Genomic DNA, 20,079 nt, shown 5'->3' with positions numbered 1-20,079 from the left:
ACTGTACGAGAGATCCACGCCAACTCCGGCCCCCAACCGCCGCTCTGATCGACAAGTTTTCCGGATCATCATCATGGAGCGGTCGTTCCAGGGGTACTTACGGCCCGTTTGCACCAGCTCGACCCCCGGCCGGCCCCCCGGGAGGGGTCAGAACGGGTGGCGTTATCACTCCTTGGACGCCCTGCGGGGCCGACACCCCCGTAGCCGTGCCCGATGTCCTGCCTTCCGTGCCAGGATCGGGGGTGCGATGACTGCCACGACTTCGACACAGACGCCCCCCGCCTCCCTCCATACCCCCGTCATCGGGTGGTTCGAGCAGCACGCCCGCGATCTGCCCTGGCGCCGCCCCGATGCGGGCGCCTGGGGCGTGATGGTGAGCGAATTCATGCTGCAGCAGACCCCGGTGGTCCGAGTCCTCCCGGTCTACGAGCAGTGGATGGCCCGCTGGCCGCGCCCCGCCGACCTGGCCGGCGACGCACCGGGCGAAGCCGTCCGTGCCTGGGGACGGCTCGGTTATCCGCGGCGTGCGCTGCGGCTGCACGGGGCCGCGCAGGCGATAACGGAACGCCACGGCGGTGACGTGCCGAGCGAGCACGGTCAGCTGCTCGCACTGCCCGGGATCGGGGAGTACACGGCGGCGGCCGTGGCCTCCTTCGCGTACGGGCAGCGTCACGCCGTGCTGGACACGAACGTCCGCAGGGTGTTCGCCCGGGCCGCCACCGGCATCCAGTACCCGCCGAACGCGACCACCGCGGCCGAGCGCAAGCTCGCCCGCGCACTGCTCCCCGAGGAGGACGAGCGCGCCGCCCGCTGGGCCGCGGCGACGATGGAGCTCGGCGCACTCGTGTGCACCGCGAAGAACGAGGACTGCACGCGCTGCCCGATCGCCGGACAGTGCGCCTGGCGGCTGGCGGGGAAGCCCGCCCACCAGGGTCCGCCGCGCCGTGGCCAGACCTACGCGGGCACGGACCGGCAGGTGCGGGGCCGGCTGCTCGCGGTGCTGCGCGAGGCGGTCACACCGGTGCCCCAGTCGGCGCTGGACTCGGTCTGGGAGGAGCCCGTGCAGCGGGCGCGCGCCCTGGACGGGCTCGTCTCCGACGGTCTGGTCGAGCCTCTGGCGAACGGCCGGTACCGGCTGCCCCTGACCTGACAGGCCGCGCTCGGGCGGACCGGCTGTCCAGCGGCTGTTACACAACCGATGGGCAGCCGTGCGTCCGCCTACGGCTGCTCCGCACAGCCTCGTGACAACGCCTCCGTAACGTCACCGGACGTCGGCAACGGGACCACCCGGCCGACGCACACGGGGAACCACGGGGATCGGAGGCGGTTGTGATGGCGCAGGGCGAGGTGCTCGGATTCGAGGAGTACGTGCGGACCAGGCAGGACGCGCTGCTGCGCAGTGCGCGTCGGCTCGTCGCCGACCCCCTGGACGCACAGGACCTGCTCCAGACCGCTCTGGTCCGCACCTTCGGCCGCTGGGACGGCATCGCCGACAAGTCCCTCGCCGACGCCTATCTGCGCCGCGTCATGATCAACACGCGTACGGAGTGGTGGCGGGCCCGCAAGCTCGACGAGATCCCCACCGATCAGCTCCCCGACGCCAGCGTCGACGACGGCAGCGAGCAGCGCGCCGACCGTGCCCTGCTCATGGACGTACTCGGAGTGCTGGCTCCGAAGCAGCGCAGCGTCGTCGTGCTGCGACACTGGGAGCAGATGAGTACGGAGGAGACGGCCGCGGCGCTCGGTATGTCCGCCGGCACGGTGAAGAGCACGCTGCACCGTGCCCTGGCGCGCCTGCGCCAGGAGCTGGAGGACCGGGCCGCCCGGAGCCATGAGGCCCGGGAGACGCCGGCGCGGATACCCGCGCAGCGCGACGGGCGGCACGACGAGCGGGGGCGGGAGCGGTGCGCGGCCTGACAGGCAGCAGCGGGGGGACGAGGGCGGGCCGCGGGAGATTCGCGGCCGGCCTGGCGGCGGGGAGCACGGCGGTGGCCGGGCTCGCCGCCTTCGGCCTGTTGTGCGCCGGCTGTTCCGCCGGGGGGAACGGCACGCGGGACGAGGGCCCGGCGAGCACACAGCAGGCCGCCCGGGACACCCCGGCGAGCGCGATGCCCAGCGGGACGGCGAAGCCGTACTCCCGGGTCAACGCCGTGATGCTCGTCAAGGGCGACCCGAAGGCGAGCCGGCAGCTCAAGGACGATCTGAAGCCCTGCACCGGCGACGAGTACCCGGTGGACACCTCCTACGGCACGCTCACCGGAGGCTCCGAGGCCGACGTCGTGGTCAACGTCATGACCTGCGGCGATTCGGTGGGCGTCGGTACGTACGTCTACCAGCGGCGCTCCGACGGCACGTACGGGAACGTCTTCGCCGCCGAGGTGCCCGCGGTCTACGGAACCATCGACCGGGGTGATCTCGTCGTGACGACGCAGGTGTACGGATCGAAGGACTCGGTCGCCTACCCCTCCGGCGAGAACGTCGTGACCTACCACTGGGCCACCGACGGTTTCACCGAGACCGACCGGGTGCACAACGACTTCAACCGAGCTGTCGGCAGCGGGGAGGGTGACCTCCCCGCACCGCAGACGACGCAGAACTGAGAGCCCCTCGCCATGGCCGAGACCCATGTCCTCTTCGTCGAGGACGACGACGTCATCCGTGAGGCCACCCAGCTCGCTCTGGAGCGGGTCGGCTTCACGGTCACCGCGGTGCCGGACGGGCTGCTGGGCCTCGAGGCCTTCCGGGCGGATCGCCCGGACATCGCCCTGCTGGATGTGATGGTGCCGGGCCTGGACGGGGTCAGTCTGTGCCGGCGCATCCGCGACGAGTCGACCGTGCCCGTGGTCATGCTGTCGGCGCGCGCCGACAGCATCGATGTGGTGCTCGGCCTGGAGGCGGGGGCCGACGACTACGTCACCAAGCCGTTCGACGGGGCGGTGCTCGTCGCCCGGATCCGCGCCGTGCTGCGCCGCTTCGGCCACGCCGCAGGTTCGGGCGGTGCGCCCGAGGGGGCCGACGGCGTGCAGGACCGGGCGGACGGTGTGCTGGTCTTCGGTGATGTGGAGATCGACACGGAGGGCATGGAGGTGCGCCGCGGGGGCGCGCACGTGGGACTGACCCCGACGGAGATGCGGCTGCTGCTGGAGTTCTCGTCGGCGCCCGGCACGGTGCTCTCCCGGGACAGGCTGCTCGAGCGGGTCTGGGACTACGGCTGGGGCGGGGACACCCGCGTCGTCGACGTCCATGTGCAGCGGCTGCGCACCAAGATCGGGCAGGACCGGATCGAGACGGTCCGCGGTTTCGGCTACAAGCTGCGCCCGTGAAGCGGCTGGCGCTGCGGACCGGTGTCCGCTGGAAGATCAGCGTCGCGATCGCGGCGGTCGGCGCGCTCATCGCGCTGGCGCTGAGCCTCGTCGTCCACAACGCGGCCCGCGTCTCGATGCTGGAGAACGCGCGCGAGGTCCAGCTGGAGCGGCTGCTGTTCGCCCAGCGGCTGTACGAGGCGACCAGCACGCAGAAGCAGTCGCCGAAGTTCGGCGCCAAGATCAACGATCCGTCGCTGCCGGCGAGCCTGCGCACGCAGATCCGGGAGAACCGGCGCGCCACCCATGTCGACGAGTACGAGAACGGGGTGCCCGACGTCTGGGCGGCCGTACCGCTGGCCAACGGCGATGTGCTGTCCCTGCACACCCGCTTCGCCGACCGCAGCACCACGGTCATGGGTGACCTCGACCGGGCCCTCGTCATCGGCTCGGTCTCGGTCGTCGTCGGCGGCTGCGCGCTGGGCGTGCTGATCGGCGGCCAGCTGTCCAGGAGGCTGCGCAAGGCGGCGGCAGCGGCCGGCAAGGTCGCCCAGGGCAACACGGAGGTCCGGGTACGGGAGGCCGTCGGCGGGGTCGTACGGGACGAGACCGACGAGCTGGCCCGGGCCGTGGACGCGCTCACGGACGCGCTGAACGAGCGGATCGAGGCGGAACGCCGGGTCACCGCCGACATCGCCCATGAGCTGCGCACCCCGGTGACCGGTCTGCTCACGGCGGCCGAGCTGCTCCCCCCTGGCCGGCCCACGGAGCTCGTACGGGACAGGGCCCAGGCGATGCGGACCCTGGTCGAGGACGTCCTGGAGGTGGCCAGGCTGGACAGCGCGTCGGAGCGGGCCGAGTTGCAGGAGCTGCAGCTGGGCGAATTCGTCAGCCGGCGGATCGGGCTGCTGGATCCGGAGGTCACGGTCCGGGTGGTGCACGATTCCTGGGTGTCCACGGATCCGCGGCGGCTGGAACGCATCCTGGGCAATCTGCTGGGGAACGCCGCCAAGCACGGGGCGGGCCCGGTCGAGGTCACGGTCGAGGGCCGCGTGGTGCGGGTCCGCGATCATGGCCCGGGGTTCCCCGAGGCGCTGGTGCGGGAGGGGCCGAGCCGGTTCCGTACCGGAAGCAGTGACAGGTCAGGGCACGGCCATGGCCTGGGGCTGACCATCGCCGCGGGGCAGGCACGGGTCCTGGGGGCCAGGCTGACGTTCCGCAACGCGGGGCCGGCGGGCGGCGGGGAGACGGGCGGGGCGGTCGCCGTGCTGTGGCTGCCCGAGCACGCGCCGACGAACACCGGGAGCTTCCCGGTCCTCTGGGAGCCGAGGAAGGACTGAGCCCCGGGGACGACGGGACGGACGTGATGTCCGGGACGTCTCCGGGGCTCGTTCACCGACAGGGACCGCTCAGGCGTTCTGCGTGGCCTTCGCCGCCGCGGGCGGGGTGGGTGCCGTTCCGTCGTCGTCCGGTGCGGACTCCGGCTTCGCCGAGCCGCGCAGCGGGACCTCCTTGACGAACAGCGCCGCCACCAGGGCGAACACCGCGACCGAGCCGCCCACCAGGAAGGCGATGTGGGTACCGGATGCCACCGCGTACTGGTACGCCTCGCGCATCGCGGCCGGCAGCATCTCCAGGTGCGCCGCGTCCAGCTGGGCGGACTTCTCGGTGGCTCCGCCGCCGCCGCGTGCCGTCATCTCGTCCTGCACCCGTCCGGTGAACAGCGCGCCCATGATCGCGACTCCGAAGGAGCTGCCGAGCGTACGGAAGAGCGTGGTCGAGGACGAGGCGACGCCCATGTCCTTGAGCTCGACGCTGTTCTGGGCGACGAGCATCGTGATCTGCATCAGGAAGCCCATGCCCGCGCCGAGCACCGCCATGTAGACGCCGGAGGTGAAGCGCGTGGTGCCGGTGTCCATCGTGGACAGCAGGAACAGACCGGCGACCATCAGGATGCTGCCCAGGATCGGGAAGATCTTGTACCGGCCGGTGCTGGTGGTGATCCGGCCCGCGACCAGCGAGACGATCATCATCGCGAGCAGCATGGGCAGGAGCAGCAGTCCGGAGTTGGTCGCGGACGCCCCCTGGACCGACTGCTGGAACAGCGGGAGGAAGAGCACCGCGCCGAACATCACGAAGCCCGCCATGAAGCCGACCAGGGACATCAGGGTGAAGTTGCGGTTCCTGAAGATGTGGAACGGCACGATCGGTTCGGCGGCCTTCCTCTCGACGAAGAAGAAGCCGGCGAGGGAGGCGACGCCGAGGGCGATGAGCTCCATGATCACGGCCGAGCCCCAGGCGTACTCCGTACCGCCCCAGGTGGTGACCAGCACGATCGAGGTGATGCCGACGGTGAGGAGCGCGGTGCCCAGATAGTCGACCTTCGCCTTCCTGCGCTCCTTGCGGGGCAGGTGCAGCACGGCGGTGACCATGGCCAGCGCGACGGCGCCGAGCGGCAGGTTGATGTAGAAGCTCCAGCGCCAGCCCAGGTGGTCGGTGATGGTGCCGCCGACCAGCGGTCCGCCGATCATGGCGACGGCCATCACACCGGCCATCATGCCCTGGTACTTGCCGCGCTCCCTGGGCGGTACGAGGTCCCCGATGATGGCCATGACGCCGACCATGAGGCCACCGGCGCCGAGGCCCTGGACGGCCCTGAATCCGATCAGCTGGCCCATGTCCTGGGCCATTCCGCTCAGCACCGAGCCGATCAGGAAGATCACGATGGACGTGAGGAAGATTCCCTTGCGTCCGTACATGTCGCCGAGCTTGCCCCAGATGGGGGTGGAGACCGCGGTGGCCAGGGTGTAGGCGGTAACGACCCAGGACAGGTGCTCCATACCGCCGAGGTCGCCGACGATGGTGGGCATCGCGGTGCCGACGATCATGTTGTCGAGCATGGCCAGCAGCATCGCGATCATCAGCGCGAGTATCACCACCCGGACGCTGCGCGCGGGCGGTTCCGCTTTCCCGTCCGCCGTCGCTTTCTTGAGTTCCGTCATGCCGTCCGCTCCCCTGATCCCCTGATACCCGGTCTGCCACCGACCCGGCACTTACTTGCCGCCCGGCTAGTTGGCTACACTGAGGAAAGTAGACCCGTAACTAGCCGGGCGTCAAGTAAGTTCTTGGGAGAGTCGCATGGACAGCACGCCGCAGCCGCGCCGGGGCAACACCCGCCAGCGCATCCAGGACGTCGCCATGGACCTCTTCGCCCAGCAGGGGTACGAGAAGACCTCGCTCCGCGAGATCTCCGAGCAGCTACAGGTCACCAAGGCGGCGCTGTACTACCACTTCAAGACCAAGGAAGACATCCTCATCAGCATCTTCGAGGACCTGAACCGGCCGATCGAGGAGCTCATCGCCTGGGGTCAGGAGCAGCCGCGCACCCTGGAGACGAAGAAGGAGATCCTGGTCCGCTACAGCGAGGCGCTGAAGGCCGCCACGCCGCTCTTCGTCTTCATGCAGGAGAACCAGGCGACGGTGCGCGAGCTGAGTATCGGCCACACCATGAAGAACCGGGTCGTGGCCCTGGTGGACCTGGTCAAGGATCCGGACGCCCCGCTCATCGACCAGGTGCGCTGCTTCACCGCGCTCTTCGCGATGCACGCCGGGACGCTGGCCCTCAGAGAGAGCGAAGGCGACCCCGACGAGAAGCGCAAGGCTGCTCTCGAGGTCGCCTTCGAGCTGGTGACCAAGGCCCATGACCACGAGCCGGGGCCCGCCGGCTGAGGGCCGTCCCGTAATCCCTGGTGGATCAGCGGCTACGGGGACGCGCGTCAGACCTTGACGTGCACGGTCCTCAGGTACGCGACCGGGTCGAGCGCGGAACCGTAGTTCGGCGAGGTACGGATCTCGAAGTGCAGGTGCGGGCCGCTGGAGTTACCGGTGTTGCCGGACCTGGCGATCTCGTCACCCGTGTTCACCCGGTCACCGACCTTGACCTCGATCTTCGACAGGTGCGCGTACTGCGAGTACTTGCCGTTCGCGTGCTTGATCACGATGGCGTTGCCGTACGCGGGGCCGTCGCCGCCACCGTTCGGGCCGGCCTTGACGACACGGCCGGTGTGAGCGGCCTCGACCTTGGTGCCGATCGGAACCGCGAAGTCCTGACCGGAGTGCTTGCTGGCCCAGCGGTCGCCGCCGGTGCCGTAGGTGGCGCTCAGCACGTAGTGGCTGACCGGGGCCTCCCACGAGGCCTTCTTCTTGGCGGCCGCCTTCTTCGCGGCCTCGGCCTTGTCGGCCTTGTCGGTCTTCGCCTTCGCCGCGGCCTTGCTCTGGGCGGTGGCCTGCTTGGCGACGGAGTCGGCGGTGGCGACGCCGGCGATGGCCGCGGTGTCCGCAGTGCCGGACGACGCGAACGCCGCGCCCGCACCGAACACCATCGACGCACCCAGGCCTGCGGCCACGACGACGCCACTGGCGCGGGACATGGACGGGCGGCGGGAGTGCGGGAACGTAACGCGCTTCGACATACGGGGGAACCTCCGGGGTGACTGGACCCGGTGCTCGACCGGGCTTGCTCCACCTTGGTAACCCGCACCCCCAGCAACACTCAAACACCCCATCTACGATCAAAAGCCGTAGCCGAGGCGCCGGGAATTCATCGCGTCCATCGCTCCGACGACGGTGGACGATCTTGCGGACATCTATCGCACAGCGGGCATAACCCCTGCTCCACAGGCACCCTTCCTGGACAAGGGCCATCAATGCGGTCATATTCACCCGAATGCCTAAGGACTCGCCCGGGGCGGGACCAAGGTCCCACGCCCGCCCACCCCGACTTCTCCTAGTGCGCCTAGTAGGCCTCCGAGGGCCTGTGCGCCTTGTCACGGCCGGTGGGCCGGAAGCCTGCCCGTTTCGGGACCTTCGGCGCCCGCGCCGACGACGTCGTCCGGGGCAGACGCTCAACACCCTCGAACGGAGGAAAGGGGCTGCCCCGGACCGGAAACCGGTCCGGGGCAGCCCCTTCGACGCTCAGACGCTACGCGCCCTACGCCTCCTTCGTCAGGTTCGGGCCGCCGCCCGCAGCCTGCTCGATCGGCGGGACGTCGGGCAGAGGCGACTTCTCCTCGCCACGGAACGAGAACGTCTTCTCGTCCCCTTCGCCCTCGGTGCCCACGACCACGATGTGACCGGGACGCAGCTCGCCGAAGAGGATCTTCTCGGAGAGGACGTCCTCGATCTCGCGCTGGATCGTCCGGCGCAGCGGCCGGGCGCCCATCACGGGGTCGTAGCCCTTCTTCGCCAGGAGCGACTTGGCCTCGGCGCTGAGCTCGATGCCCATGTCGCGGTCCTTCAGTCGCTCGTCCACCTTGTCGAGCATGAGGTCGACGATCTGGATGATGTCTTCCTCGGTGAGCTGGTGGAAGACGACCGTGTCATCGACACGGTTGAGGAACTCGGGCCTGAAGTGCTGCTTGAGCTCTTCGTTGACCTTGTTCTTCATCCGCTCGTAGTTCGTCTTCACATCTCCCTGGGCGGCGAAGCCCAGGTTGAAGCCCTTCGAGATGTCCCTGGTCCCGAGGTTGGTCGTCATGATGATGACCGTGTTCTTGAAGTCCACGACCCGGCCCTGGGAGTCGGTCAGGCGACCGTCCTCCAGAATCTGGAGCAGGGAATTGAAGATATCGGGGTGGGCCTTCTCGACCTCGTCGAAGAGGACGACGGAGAACGGCTTGCGGCGCACCTTCTCGGTGAGCTGGCCACCCTCCTCGTAACCCACGTAACCGGGGGGCGAACCGAAGAGACGGGAAACCGTGTGCTTCTCGCTGAACTCCGACATGTCGAGGGCGATCAGCGCGTCCTCGTCACCGAAGAGGAATTCCGCGAGCGTCTTGGAGAGCTCGGTCTTACCGACACCGGACGGGCCGGCGAAGATGAACGAGCCACCCGGGCGCTTCGGGTCCTTCAGACCCGCTCGCGTACGGCGGATCGCCTGCGAGAGGGCCTTGATGGCGTCCTTCTGGCCGATGACGCGCTTGTGGAGCTCATCCTCCATGCGCAGCAGGCGCGAGGACTCCTCCTCCGTCATCTTGAAGACCGGAATGCCGGTGGAGGCTGCCAGGACCTCGGCGATCAGCTCGCCGTCGACCTCGGCGACGACGTCCATGTCGCCGGCCTTCCACTCCTTCTCCCGCTTGGCCTTCGCCGCCAGCAGCTGCTTCTCCTTGTCGCGGAGGGAGGCCGCCTTCTCGAAGTCCTGGGAGTCGATGGCCGACTCCTTGTCGCGGCGGACACCCGCGATCTTCTCGTCGAACTCGCGGAGGTCCGGCGGCGCGGTCATCCGGCGGATGCGCATCCGGGATCCGGCCTCGTCGATCAGGTCGATCGCCTTGTCCGGCAGGAAGCGGTCGGAGACGTACCGGTCGGCCAGGGTGGCGGCCTGGACCAGCGCCTCGTCCGTGATGGAGACCCTGTGGTGGGCCTCGTAACGGTCGCGCAGACCCTTGAGGATCTCGATGGTGTGCGGCAGCGTCGGCTCCGCGACCTGGATGGGCTGGAAGCGGCGCTCCAGCGCGGCGTCCTTCTCCAGGTGCTTGCGGTACTCGTCGAGCGTCGTGGCGCCGATGGTCTGGAGCTCGCCTCGCGCCAGCATGGGCTTGAGGATGCTCGCGGCGTCGATCGCGCCCTCGGCGGCGCCCGCACCCACCAGGGTGTGGAGCTCGTCGATGAACAGGATGATGTCGCCGCGGGTGCGGATCTCCTTCAGGACCTTCTTCAGGCGCTCCTCGAAGTCACCTCGGTAGCGGGAGCCCGCCACCAGGGCGCCGAGGTCCAGGGTGTAGAGGTGCTTGTCCTTGAGGGTCTCGGGCACCTCGCCCTTGACGATGGCCTGGGCCAGGCCCTCGACGACCGCCGTCTTGCCGACGCCGGGCTCGCCGATGAGAACCGGGTTGTTCTTCGTACGGCGGGACAGCACCTGCATGACCCGCTCGATCTCCTTCTCGCGCCCGATGACCGGGTCGAGCTTGGACTCGCGAGCGGCCTGGGTGAGATTCCGGCCGAACTGGTCGAGCACCAGGGACGTGGAGGGCGTGCCCTCCGCGGGGCCGCCCGCGGTGGCCGCCTCCTTGCCTCCCGAGTACCCGGAGAGCAGCTGGATGACCTGCTGCCGCACCCGGTTCAGGTCGGCGCCCAGCTTCACGAGGACCTGGGCCGCGACGCCCTCGCCCTCGCGGATCAGGCCGAGCAGGATGTGCTCGGTGCCGATGTAGTTGTGGCCGAGCTGAAGTGCCTCACGGAGCGACAGCTCCAGGACCTTCTTCGCCCGGGGAGTGAAGGGGATGTGGCCGGACGGGGCCTGCTGGCCCTGGCCGATGATCTCCTCCACCTGCTGGCGGACCGCCTCGAGCGAAATCCCGAGGCTCTCCAGGGCCTTAGCGGCGACACCCTCACCCTCGTGGATCAGGCCCAGGAGGATGTGCTCGGTGCCGATGTAGTTGTGGTTGAGCATCCGGGCTTCTTCCTGAGCCAGGACGACAACCCGCCGCGCGCGGTCGGTGAACCTCTCGAACATCGTTAATCGCTCCTCAGAGCGGTCAGGCAGTAAGGGGTCGGTCCCCTCCCTGTCCTTCCGCAGCTTAGTCCCGCAAGCGGGGACCGCTCATTTCAACTGCCGACACCCGGCCCTGCTTCCGGAGGGATCTCCTGCCCCGAACGCCGACAACTCCTCCAACCCGATGGTGCGAGACGATGTTCCCGCAGGCCAGGCAGATAGCCCTTTCGCCAGTACGCCGATGGCGAACGTGAGACGTTTTTGCCCGCGTGTCGCCCCTTCCCACTAGGGATGTCTTACCCGCACCCACTGACAGTCCATGCGGCGCACCCCCGTTTACTCCGCTACGGGCGAACAACTTCGCGCCGCCGGACGCTTCCGCACGCCCCCATGACGGACACGCAGCGCGGTCGGGTGCGGACAATGCGTAACCCGGGGGCCGGTTCGCCGGTTCATCGGACATGGCTTCCCTCGTCCCGTCCCCCCGCGCATCGTCCGAATCCGACGACCGCGCGCAGTGGTACGCCCGCGAACTCGACTGGGCCACGGCCGGCACATCGCCGGTGCGGCTGCTGACGGGGCTGCGCTTCGACGTCCTGGAGCTGCCCGCCGCGGTGGGTCACGCGGCGCTGCGCCGGGTCGGGCGCACCGGCCCCGTGGCGTTGGGGGGACAGCGGATGCGGCTGCTGGTGGCAGCCGGCAGCGCCGACGAACTGCCCGGTCTGCTCGACTGGCTGGAGTGGGGCGGTATCGCTCTCGACCTGTCCGCACTCGGGGTCGGCGGACACATCACGGCCCCGGTGCCGCCGGGTGGCGCCCTGGGCTCGCCGGGGACCGCGGTCTGGCTGCGGCCCCCCGGATCGCGCCAGGAGGTGGAGACATCGCTCCCGGCCGTCGGCGGCCTCGGGAACAGGGGCGGGGACGCTCCCGATCTCGTACGACTCGTGGACGCGGCGGCGACGGAATGCCACCGGGCCAGGCTCGCTCATGCCCGGACGCGCCTGTGGACCCATCGGCCGACAGGTCAGCCGTTCGCCTTCTCGTAAGCCTCGCGGATCTCGGCGGGAACGCGACCGCGGTCATTCACGTTGTGGCCGTTCTCGCGGGCCCACCTACGGATCTCGGCGGTGTCCTTGTTGCCACCGGAAACGGCGCGGCCCTTGCCACGGCCGGTCGCCGCGCGGCCGCCGGTGCGACGTCCGCTCTTGGTGTAGGGCTCAAGAAGACCACGGAGCTTGTCCGCGTTGGCCGTGGTGAGGTCGATCTCGAACGTCTTGCCGTCCAGAGCGAACGTCACGGTCTCGTCCGCCTCGCCACCGTCGAGGTCATCAACAAGAAGGACCTGAACCTTCTGTGCCACCGGATTTCCTTTCATCGAAAATGTAGTACGCGGAAAGGAAACCGCTTTTCCCCGGAAAACACAAACCCCTGGGAGAGGTTCAGGAGCGCAAGAGCGCGGGAAACATGCGCGATTCGGACATAGGGCTCCGGCTCCTTCCGCCGTTCACAGGTGCAGAAGCATCCGGCTGTTGCCCAAGGTGTTCGGCTTCACTCGTTCGAGACCCAGGAACTCGGCGACACCCTCGTCATAGGAACGCAGCAGCTCGCTGTACACATCTCCGTCGACCGGAGTCTCTCCGATCTCGGTGAAGCCGTGCGCGGCGAAGAAGTCGACTTCGAACGTGAGACAGAAAACCCGGCGGACACCGAGCCAGCGGGCGGTCTGCAAGAGCTTGTCCAGGACCTGGTGCCCGACTCCGGCTCCCTTGATGCTGTGATCGACGGCGAGGGTACGGACTTCGGCGAGGTCTTCCCACATCACATGGAGTGCGCCGCATCCGATGACACGGGCGTCCTCGTCGCGTTCGGCGACCCAGAACTCCTGGATGTCCTCGTAAAGGGTGACCGTCGCTTTGTCGAGCAGGATGCCTTCGGAGACGTAGCCGTCAAGGAGTGCGCGTACGGGCGCCACATCGCTCGTCCTGGCTCGGCGGACGGTGATGGCGGGCCTATTTACCGACGGGTCGGTATGAAGTTCTGTACGCGATCCGGTTTGCGACTGCTCCGATGACATCCTCCGACGCTATCGCCCGCCCCGTGGCGGCGCTTCATCGGCCGTGGTCCCGTCATCGGGCCGACTCTCGGCCGGTTCGGGGAAGGTGGGCGCGACGACGCGCATCGCGTCACGGAGAGCTTCACGCTGCTCCGCCGACATCATGCCGAAGAAGGCGACCAGTGCGGCGGCCGGGTTGTCACTCTGCGACCAGGCCTCGTTCATCAGTGCGGCCGAGTATGCGGCGCGGGTGGAGACGGCCGTATATCGATATGCCCGGCCATCAACTTCCCGGCGCACCCAGCCCTTCTGATGGAGATTGTCCATTACCGTCATGACGGTCGTGTATGCGATGGACCGTTCCTGTTGAAGGTCCTCGAGAACTTCCCGCACGGTGACCGGGCGGTTCCATTGCCAGACCCGTGTCATCACGGTGTCTTCCAGCTCTCCCAATTGGCGAGGCACAGCGTCACCTTAGTGCTAGATGTCTGGAATGGGATAATTCCGGAACGAAAAAGGGCGCACAGCTCCGAGGAGCCGTGCGCCCTTCATGCTCGGGTCCGGGTCAGACGCCCTCGGGCCTCGGAGCCTGCTGAGCCGATTCGGCGCGGGCGAGCGCCGCGTCCACGGCGGCGTCCTCCTTGGCCTTGTTCGGGCCGCCCTGGCTCTTGATGATCGTCACGACGAGGCCGACGAAGAAGGCGGCCATCACCACGGGGGGAACGAGCGCGGATACGTATTCCATGCCGTCCAGGGTAGCGAGCCCGGCATTCCGGCCACTCCCGGCACCCCTAGGACGTGTCGCGCCTCAGGACACCGCGCGCTCCTCGGGCTCCGGAGCGGGCGCCGGCCTGCGACGGGGCGGGAAGACCTCGGACGGCTTCGGCATCGGTCGCTCGCCGGGGGCCGCCGGACGGGACGACGGTGCGGGCTTCGACGGGGCCTTGGGCCGCTCGGGACCCTCGGCCGCCGCCCGGCCGCCAGGGAGGGCGAGCAGCCTGCCGCGCGGCGCGGGCGTCGTCATGGGCGCCGCGCGGCCCGCGAGGCGCGCCCGCACCGAACGCTCGGCGAGCACCTGGCAGCGCTCCAGCAGGGCTGCGGCGACCGGCCCCGCACGCAGGGCGCGCAGGGCCGCGAGATCGTCCGGACGGGGGTCGTAACCGGCCGCGAGGGCGTCCTGGAGGAGCTCCAGATAGCCACTGAGCGAGCCGGGGAGGGCGTCGCGGTAGCGGGCGAGATCGGCGAGAAGGAAGGCGCGCAGCCTGCCTGCCTCGCTCACCACCTCGTCCACGGCGCCCGCGAGGCGCAGGCAGTCCTGGACATCCTCTTCCGGCAGGGGCGTGGGGTGGAGGGCGTTGGCGAGAGCACGTCGGAGCACCCGGAGCTCGTCCGCGCTGAACGCCATGCCGCCGCGTGATCCGTAGGGCGTGGGCATGAAGCGACAATACGTGCTAAATGGACAAAATCCGCTTAACCAACCGCTCGGCGGCGCGGCGCCGCGCACCCCGGCGCCGGGTCGTTCCCGCAGGTGACCACGGGCCTGCCCTACATCCGGGCGATGTTGCGCTCGTACACGAGGCGCAGCCCGACGAGCGTCAGCCAGGGCTCGTGCTCGTCGATGGCGGAGGACTCCCCCAACACCATCGGAGCAAGCCCCCCGGTCGCGATGACGGTGACCTCGTCGGGGTCGGCCGCCAGCTCCTTCTTCATGCGCGCGACCACACCGTCGATCTGCCCGGCGAAGCCGTACACGATGCCGGACTGCATGGCCTCGACGGTGTTCTTGCCGATGACGCTGCGGGGCCGCGCCAGCTCGATCTTGCGGAGCTGGGCGCCCTTCACCCCGAGCGCCTCCACGGAGATCTCGATGCCCGGTGCGATCACACCGCCGGTGTACTCACCGCGCGCGGAGACCGCGTCGAAGGTGGTGGCCGTGCCCAGGTCCACCACGATGGCCGGGCCGCCGTAGAGCTCGACGGCCGCGACCGCGTTGATGATGCGGTCCGCGCCGACCTCCTTCGGGTTGTCCGTGAGGACCGGGACACCGGTCTTCACGCCGGGCTCGACGAGCACCGCCGGGACATCGCCGTAGTAGCGGCGGGTGACCTCGCGGAGCTCGTGCAGTACGGCGGGGACGGTCGAGCAGATCGCGATGCCCTCGATGCCGTCGCCGAGCTCCATCCCGAGCAGCGGGTGCATGCCCATCAGACCCTGGAGCAGAACGGCGAGTTCGTCGGCCGTGCGGCGGGCGTCGGTGGAGATCCGCCAGTGCTCGACGATCTCCTCGCCGTCGAACAGACCGAGGACGGTGTGGGAGTTGCCGACGTCGATGGTGAGCAGCATCAGGCGTCGGCCCCGCCGGTCGCCGCGTCACGGAAGTCCAGGCCGATGTCGAGGATCGGCGAGGAGTGGGTGAGCGCGCCGACAGCCAGATAGTCGACGCCCGCCTCGGCGTAGGCACGGGCGGAGTCGAGGGCGAGACGACCCGATGACTCCAGCACCGCGCGGCCGTCGACAAGGGTGACCGCGGCGGCGGTCTCCTCGGGGGTGAAGTTGTCCAGCAGGATCAGGTCGGCGCCGGCGTCGAGCACCTCGCCGACCTGCTCCATGGTGTCGACCTCGACCTCGATGGCGAGCTGCGGGAACGTCTTCCTGACCCGCTGGAAGGCCTCGGCGACGCCCCCTGCCGCGATCACGTGGTTGTCCTTGACCAGGGCCGCGTCCACGAGCGACATACGGTGGTTGACCCCGCCGCCGCAGCGCACGGCGTACTTCTCCAGCGCGCGCAGCCCGGGTGTGGTCTTACGGGTGTCACGGACCCGCGCCTTCGTGCCTTCGAGCACATCGGCCCAGGCGCGGGTCGCCGTCGCGATGCCGGAGAGCCGGCACAGCAGGTTGAGCGCGCTGCGCTCGCCGGTGAGCAGATCACGGGTGCGGGTCGTCACCGTGAGCAGCTTCTGGCCGGGCTCGACGCGGGCGCCGTCCTCGACGTGGCGCTCGACCTCGAACGCGTCGGTGCAGACGATGGACAGGACGGCCTCGGCGACGCGCAGCCCCGCGACGACACCGGCCTCACGCGCGGTGAAGTCGCCGGTGGCGACGGCGTCCTCGGGGACGGTCGCGACGGTGGTGACGTCCTCGCCCCCGTCGAGGTCCTCCTCGATCGCCACGTGCGCGATGTCCTCGACCTGCACCGGGTCGAGGCCGGCGTCCGCCAGGAGCTTGGCCAGGGCGGGGTCGAGGCCGCACTCCAGGCCGTCGGGGTCGTAGCCGTCGGCGCAGCCGCAGTCGTCGCCGCAGCCACCACCGGACTCGGCGGGTGCGCCGATGTGGATCAGCGGTACGTCCACAGGTGTGGGGCGCGGATTCTCTTCGGGCGTACTCACGGTCACGGCTCCTCGGGGGCGTCGGCGGGGTGGTTGCGGAGGCTGTCGGACAGGGGGGAGTCTGCCGGGTCTCCGGGTCGTACGGGCGGGAACGCGGCACTGTCCGTCGTGCGGACGACGGGCCGGCGGTCCGGGGTGACGCGGACGACGAGGTGGCGGCGCCATGCGGCGTCGTCGCGGTCGGGGTGGTCCTCGCGCCAGTGGCAGCCGCGGGTCTCCTCGCGCTCACGGGCCGCGGCGACCAGCACCCGGGAGACGAGAAGCAGATTGGTGGCCTCCCACGCCTCCACCCCGGGTACGGCGTCCTTGGCGCCGTCGTCCTCGGCCGCGGCGGCCCGCTGGAGCGCCTCCAGCTCCCCGGCCGCCGTCGCGAGGCTGTCGGCGGAGCGGATCACGCCGGCGCCCCTGGTCATGATCCGCTGGATCGTCGTACGCGACTCGGCGGTGAGCAGCGGGACGGTCTCGGCTCCGGCGGGCGCCGTCACCAGGTCCTTCACGGGGTCCGCCGTCCGCGCCGTACGGGAAGCCGCCGACCCCTCCGCCGCTCCGGCGATCTCCTCGGCGATGCGCTCGGCGAAGACCAGGCCCTCCAGAAGGGAGTTGGACGCCAGCCGGTTCGCGCCGTGCACACCCGTGCAGGCGGCCTCGCCGCAGGCGTACAGGCCGGGCACCGTCGTACGGCCCCTGAGGTCGGTGCGCACACCGCCCGACGCGTGGTGCGCCGCGGGGGCGACCGGGATCGGCCGGGTGACGGGGTCGATGCCGTGCGCACGGCAGGCGGCCAGGACCGTCGGGAAGCGCTGCTCCCACATCTCCGCGCCGAAGTGGCGGGCGTCGAGGTACATGTGGTCGGTGCCCGTCAGGAGCATCTGGCGGGTGATGGCCTTGGCGACGATGTCACGGGGCGCCAGCTCGGCCAGCTCGTGCTGCCCGAGCATGAACCGGGTGCCGGAGGCGTCGACGAGATGCGCGCCCTCGCCCCGCACCGCTTCGGACACCAGCGGCTGCTGGCCCTCGGAGCCCGCGCCGAGAAACAGGACGGTCGGGTGGAACTGGACGAATTCGAGGTCGGAGACCTCGGCACCCGCCCGCAGCGCGAGCGCCACCCCGTCGCCCGTGGAGACCGGCGGGTTGGTGGTGGCGGAGAAGACCTGTCCCATGCCACCGGTGGCGAGCACCACGGCCGGGGCGCGGACGGCGCCCACGCCGTCGTGCTGGCCCTCGCCCATGACGTGCAGGGTGACGCCCTCCGTACGGCCTTCGGCGTCCGTGAGGAGGTCGAGCACCAGGGCGTTCTCGATGGTGCGCAGGGCGGCCGAGCGGACCGCCCCGACCAGCGCGCGGGAGATCTCGGCGCCCGTCGCGTCGCCGCCCGCGTGTGCGATGCGGCGGCGGTGGTGGCCGCCCTCCCGGGTCAGGGCGATGGTGCCGGTGTCGGTGGTGTCGAAGTGCGCACCGGTGTCGATCAGCCGGCGTACGGCGTCGGGGCCCTCGGTGACCAGGGTGCGCACCGCCGTCTCGTCGCAGAGTCCGGCCCCGGCGACCAGGGTGTCGTCGAGGTGCTGCTCGGGGGTGTCCCCCTCGCCGAGCGCGGCGGCGATGCCGCCCTGTGCCCAGCGGGTGGAGCCGTCGTCGAGACGGGCCTTGGTGACGACCACGGTCGCCAGGCCCGCGGCGGCGCAGCGCAGTGCGGTGGTGAGACCGGCCACGCCGGAGCCGACCACGACGACGTCCGCGTCGATGGCCCAGCCGGGGGCGGGGGCGGTCAGCCGTATTCCGGTCATGTGAGGGCTCCGAGGGTCAGCGGGATGTTGTCGATCAGGCGGGTGGCTCCCACCCGGGCCGCGACGGCGAGGACCGCGTCGCCGCTGACGCGGTCGTCGGGGAGCTCGGTGAAGTCCGAGGAGTCCACGAGCGCCACGTAGTCCAGGGCGAGGGGCACCGCTTCCTCGGCCGCCTCGTCCAGGACGGCCTGTGCGGCCGCCCGCACCGCCGCGGGTGCGATCGTCGGCCTGGCCAGCGCCACGGCCTGGGTGTCGGCCGCGGCGCGGGCCTCCCCCAGCTTGTTCAGCGCGGCGGCCCGGCCCTCGCGCTCCGGGACCGTCCGGGCACGGGCGTGCAGCGTCTGCTGGGCGACCAACCGGTCACGGGCGGCGAACAGGGCCCTGGGGATGGCCAGCGCGGTCCTGCGCTCCTCGGCGGAGAGGAAGCGGTTACGGCTGGAGAGCGCGAGGCCGTCGGGATCGCGGACGGTCGGCACGGCGACGATGTCGATGCCGAAATTGAGGTCGCGCACCATACGGCGGACCAGCGCCAGCTGCTGGGCGTCCTTCTGTCCGAAGAACGCCGCGTCCGGCCGGGTGAGGTGTAGGAGCTTGGCGACGACGGTGAGCATGCCGTCGAAGTGCCCGGGCCTGGCCGCACCTTCGAGCCGCTCGCCCATGGGGCCCGCGGTGATCCTGACCTGCGGCTCACCACCGGGGTAGACCTCGTCGACGGCGGGGGCGAAGACCGCGTCGGCGCCGGCCCCCGACGCGACGGCCAGGTCGGCCTCCAGGGTGCGGGGGTAGCGGTCGAGGTCAGCGGCCTCGCCGAACTGGAGCGGATTGACGAAGACGGTGACCACGACCTGGCCGCCGGGGCCGACGGCTGCCCGCGCCGCACGGATCAGGGTCGCGTGGCCGTCGTGGAGCGCGCCCATGGTCATCACGACAGCGCGGCGTGCGCCGGGTACCCGGCCGATGGCGTCCAGCTCGGCGGCGGAGCGCAGCAGGGTGGCGGGTGCGGTGTTCATCGCTTCTCCCCCGGTCCGGGTTCGTCAGGACCGTGTGTTCCGTTCGTGCCGTGCGCGGCGTTGCTGTCGGACAGGACGCCGAGGAGGTCCTCCGCGAACTCCGGCTTGAGCAGGCCGTGGTCGAGGGCACGGTCGGCCGTGGCGCGTGCCATCGCGAGATATCCGGCCACAGTCTGCGGCGCGTGCGCGCGCAGCTCGCGGATGTGCGCGGACACCGTGCCCGCGTCGCCCCGGGCGACGGGACCCGTCAGCGCCGCGTCGCCGGAGCGCAGGGCGTTGTCGAGCGCGGCACCGAGCAGCGGTCCGAGCATCCGGTCGGGCGCGGCCACACCGGCGTCGCGGAGCAGGTCCATGGACTGCGCGACCAGGGTGACCAGGTGATTCGCGCCGAGGGCGAGTGCCGCGTGGTAGAGCGGCCTGGACTCCTCGGCGATCCATTCGGGCTCGCCGCCCATCTCGATGACCAGCGCCTCCGCGGCCAGCCTGAGCTCCTCGGGCGCGGTCACCCCGAAGGAACAGCCCGCCAGCCGCTGGACGTCGACGGGGCTGCCGGTGAAGGTCATCGCCGGATGCAGGGCGAGCGGGAGGGCGCCGGCCCGCAACGCGGGGTCGAGCACCTTCGTCCCGTACCGCCCAGAGGTGTGGACGAGCAGCTGCCCGGGACGGACGGCGCCGGTCTCGGCGAGGCCTTCGACCAGGCCGGGCAGCGCGTCGTCGGGGACGGTCAGCAGCACGAGCTCGGCGCGCGCCAGGACCTCGGCCGGGGTCACCAGGGGGACGTCGGGGAGCAGGGCCGCGGCCCTGCGCACGGATGCGTCGGAGACGCCCGACACGGCGACCGGGCGGTGCCCGGCGAGCTGAAGCGAAGCGGCGAGGGCGGGGCCGACCCGTCCCGCGCCGACGACGCCGACCGTGAGACGGGCGGGGCGGTCCCTCGCGTCGAGGGGTTCCTTGGAAACTGATGCGTTCACGCGGCGATGGCCTTCCGTTCCAGTCCGCGGGGGGTACCGGACGATTCCTCTGCATGCTACGCCAGCGTTTCGCCGCAC

The 20,079-nt window shown here is 70.4% G+C and carries 20 protein-coding genes; 7 read left to right on the top strand and 13 right to left on the bottom strand.

Annotated elements, in window-relative coordinates; all coding sequences use genetic code 11:
- Window positions 1-247: 247 nt before the first annotated feature.
- The 5 genes from OG623_RS19245 to cseC all read left to right on the top strand — a co-directional run bounded on the left by OG623_RS19245 (window position 248) and on the right by cseC (window position 4,642).
- Window positions 248-1,150, top strand: coding sequence for an A/G-specific adenine glycosylase (locus OG623_RS19245; protein WP_406147974.1), 903 nt, complete (start codon window positions 248-250; stop codon window positions 1,148-1,150).
- A 182-nt stretch (window positions 1,151-1,332) separates the two neighbouring features.
- Window positions 1,333-1,917, top strand: a complete 585-nt coding sequence (locus OG623_RS19240) for a SigE family RNA polymerase sigma factor (RefSeq protein ID WP_406147972.1) — start codon at window positions 1,333-1,335, stop codon at window positions 1,915-1,917.
- A gap of 71 nt (window positions 1,918-1,988) precedes the next feature.
- Window positions 1,989-2,600: a hypothetical protein gene (locus OG623_RS19235; protein ID WP_406147971.1), complete on the top strand. Its 612-nt coding sequence runs from the start codon at window positions 1,989-1,991 to the stop codon at window positions 2,598-2,600.
- 12 nt (window positions 2,601-2,612) lie between these two features.
- Window positions 2,613-3,323 (top strand): two-component system response regulator CseB, encoded by a 711-nt coding sequence (gene cseB / locus OG623_RS19230; protein WP_406147970.1) that lies wholly within the window; start codon window positions 2,613-2,615, stop codon window positions 3,321-3,323.
- Entirely contained in the window at window positions 3,320-4,642 is a 1,323-nt protein-coding gene (gene cseC, locus OG623_RS19225) for a two-component system sensor histidine kinase CseC (protein WP_406147968.1), read from the top strand. The genes cseB and cseC overlap by 4 nt, the downstream gene beginning before the upstream one ends.
- Window positions 4,643-4,711: 69 nt before the next feature.
- On the opposite strand, the gene OG623_RS19220 is transcribed toward cseC, so the two are convergent.
- Complete coding sequence (locus OG623_RS19220) at window positions 4,712-6,304, bottom strand: MDR family MFS transporter (protein WP_406147966.1); 1,593 nt, start codon at window positions 6,302-6,304, stop codon at window positions 4,712-4,714.
- A gap of 136 nt (window positions 6,305-6,440) precedes the next feature.
- Between OG623_RS19220 and OG623_RS19215 the strand changes: the two genes are divergently transcribed.
- Window positions 6,441-7,031 (top strand): TetR/AcrR family transcriptional regulator, encoded by a 591-nt coding sequence (locus OG623_RS19215; protein ID WP_406147964.1) that lies wholly within the window; start codon window positions 6,441-6,443, stop codon window positions 7,029-7,031.
- Window positions 7,032-7,078: 47 nt separating this feature from the next.
- On the opposite strand, the gene OG623_RS19210 is transcribed toward OG623_RS19215, so the two are convergent.
- Window positions 7,079-7,774, bottom strand: coding sequence for a M23 family metallopeptidase (locus OG623_RS19210; protein ID WP_406147963.1), 696 nt, complete (start codon window positions 7,772-7,774; stop codon window positions 7,079-7,081).
- A 518-nt stretch (window positions 7,775-8,292) separates the two neighbouring features.
- On the bottom strand, window positions 8,293-10,818 hold the full coding sequence (locus tag OG623_RS19205) for an ATP-dependent Clp protease ATP-binding subunit (RefSeq protein WP_406147961.1): 2,526 nt from the start codon (window positions 10,816-10,818) through the stop codon (window positions 8,293-8,295).
- 440 nt (window positions 10,819-11,258) lie between these two features.
- Here OG623_RS19205 and OG623_RS19200 point away from each other — a divergent pair, with 440 nt between their 5' ends.
- On the top strand, window positions 11,259-11,843 hold the full coding sequence (locus OG623_RS19200; protein WP_406147960.1) for an SCO3374 family protein: 585 nt from the start codon (window positions 11,259-11,261) through the stop codon (window positions 11,841-11,843).
- Here the strand turns inward: OG623_RS19200 and OG623_RS19195 are convergent.
- From OG623_RS19195 to OG623_RS19150, 10 genes are all read right to left on the bottom strand, one after another.
- Window positions 11,822-12,157, bottom strand: coding sequence for an Lsr2 family protein (locus OG623_RS19195; protein WP_406147959.1), 336 nt, complete (start codon window positions 12,155-12,157; stop codon window positions 11,822-11,824). The genes OG623_RS19200 and OG623_RS19195 overlap by 22 nt on opposite strands.
- Before the next feature lie 144 nt (window positions 12,158-12,301).
- Window positions 12,302-12,871, bottom strand: coding sequence for an amino-acid N-acetyltransferase (locus tag OG623_RS19190; RefSeq protein WP_406147958.1), 570 nt, complete (start codon window positions 12,869-12,871; stop codon window positions 12,302-12,304).
- A 9-nt stretch (window positions 12,872-12,880) separates the two neighbouring features.
- Window positions 12,881-13,315 (bottom strand): BlaI/MecI/CopY family transcriptional regulator, encoded by a 435-nt coding sequence (locus OG623_RS19185; protein WP_406147956.1) that lies wholly within the window; start codon window positions 13,313-13,315, stop codon window positions 12,881-12,883.
- 100 nt (window positions 13,316-13,415) lie between these two features.
- Window positions 13,416-13,595: a hypothetical protein gene (locus tag OG623_RS19180; protein ID WP_406147955.1), complete on the bottom strand. Its 180-nt coding sequence runs from the start codon at window positions 13,593-13,595 to the stop codon at window positions 13,416-13,418.
- Between the two features lie 63 nt (window positions 13,596-13,658).
- Window positions 13,659-14,255 (bottom strand): hypothetical protein, encoded by a 597-nt coding sequence (locus OG623_RS19175; RefSeq protein ID WP_406151910.1) that lies wholly within the window; start codon window positions 14,253-14,255, stop codon window positions 13,659-13,661.
- Between the two features lie 140 nt (window positions 14,256-14,395).
- Window positions 14,396-15,193: a type III pantothenate kinase gene (locus OG623_RS19170; protein WP_406147954.1), complete on the bottom strand. Its 798-nt coding sequence runs from the start codon at window positions 15,191-15,193 to the stop codon at window positions 14,396-14,398.
- Window positions 15,193-16,236, bottom strand: coding sequence for a carboxylating nicotinate-nucleotide diphosphorylase (gene nadC / locus OG623_RS19165; RefSeq protein ID WP_406147952.1), 1,044 nt, complete (start codon window positions 16,234-16,236; stop codon window positions 15,193-15,195). The genes OG623_RS19170 and nadC overlap by 1 nt, the downstream gene beginning before the upstream one ends.
- A gap of 2 nt (window positions 16,237-16,238) precedes the next feature.
- Window positions 16,239-18,020 carry an L-aspartate oxidase gene (locus OG623_RS19160; RefSeq protein WP_406147951.1) on the bottom strand — a complete coding sequence of 594 codons (1,782 nt, stop codon included), beginning with the start codon at window positions 18,018-18,020 and terminating at the stop codon, window positions 16,239-16,241.
- Complete coding sequence (gene panC, locus OG623_RS19155; RefSeq protein ID WP_406147949.1) at window positions 18,017-19,030, bottom strand: pantoate--beta-alanine ligase; 1,014 nt, start codon at window positions 19,028-19,030, stop codon at window positions 18,017-18,019. Before panC ends, OG623_RS19160 begins: the two co-directional genes overlap by 4 nt.
- On the bottom strand, window positions 19,027-20,001 hold the full coding sequence (locus tag OG623_RS19150) for a Rossmann-like and DUF2520 domain-containing protein (RefSeq protein WP_406147948.1): 975 nt from the start codon (window positions 19,999-20,001) through the stop codon (window positions 19,027-19,029). The genes panC and OG623_RS19150 overlap by 4 nt, the downstream gene beginning before the upstream one ends.
- Between the last annotated feature and the right edge of the window lie 78 nt (window positions 20,002-20,079).

Origin of the sequence: Streptomyces sp. NBC_01012 (genome assembly GCF_045162755.1) — a bacterium.
GTDB lineage: Bacteria > Actinomycetota > Actinomycetes > Streptomycetales > Streptomycetaceae > Streptomyces.
The sequence above is the reverse complement of the archived record's forward strand: the minus strand, read 5'-3'. Positions and strand labels throughout refer to the sequence as shown.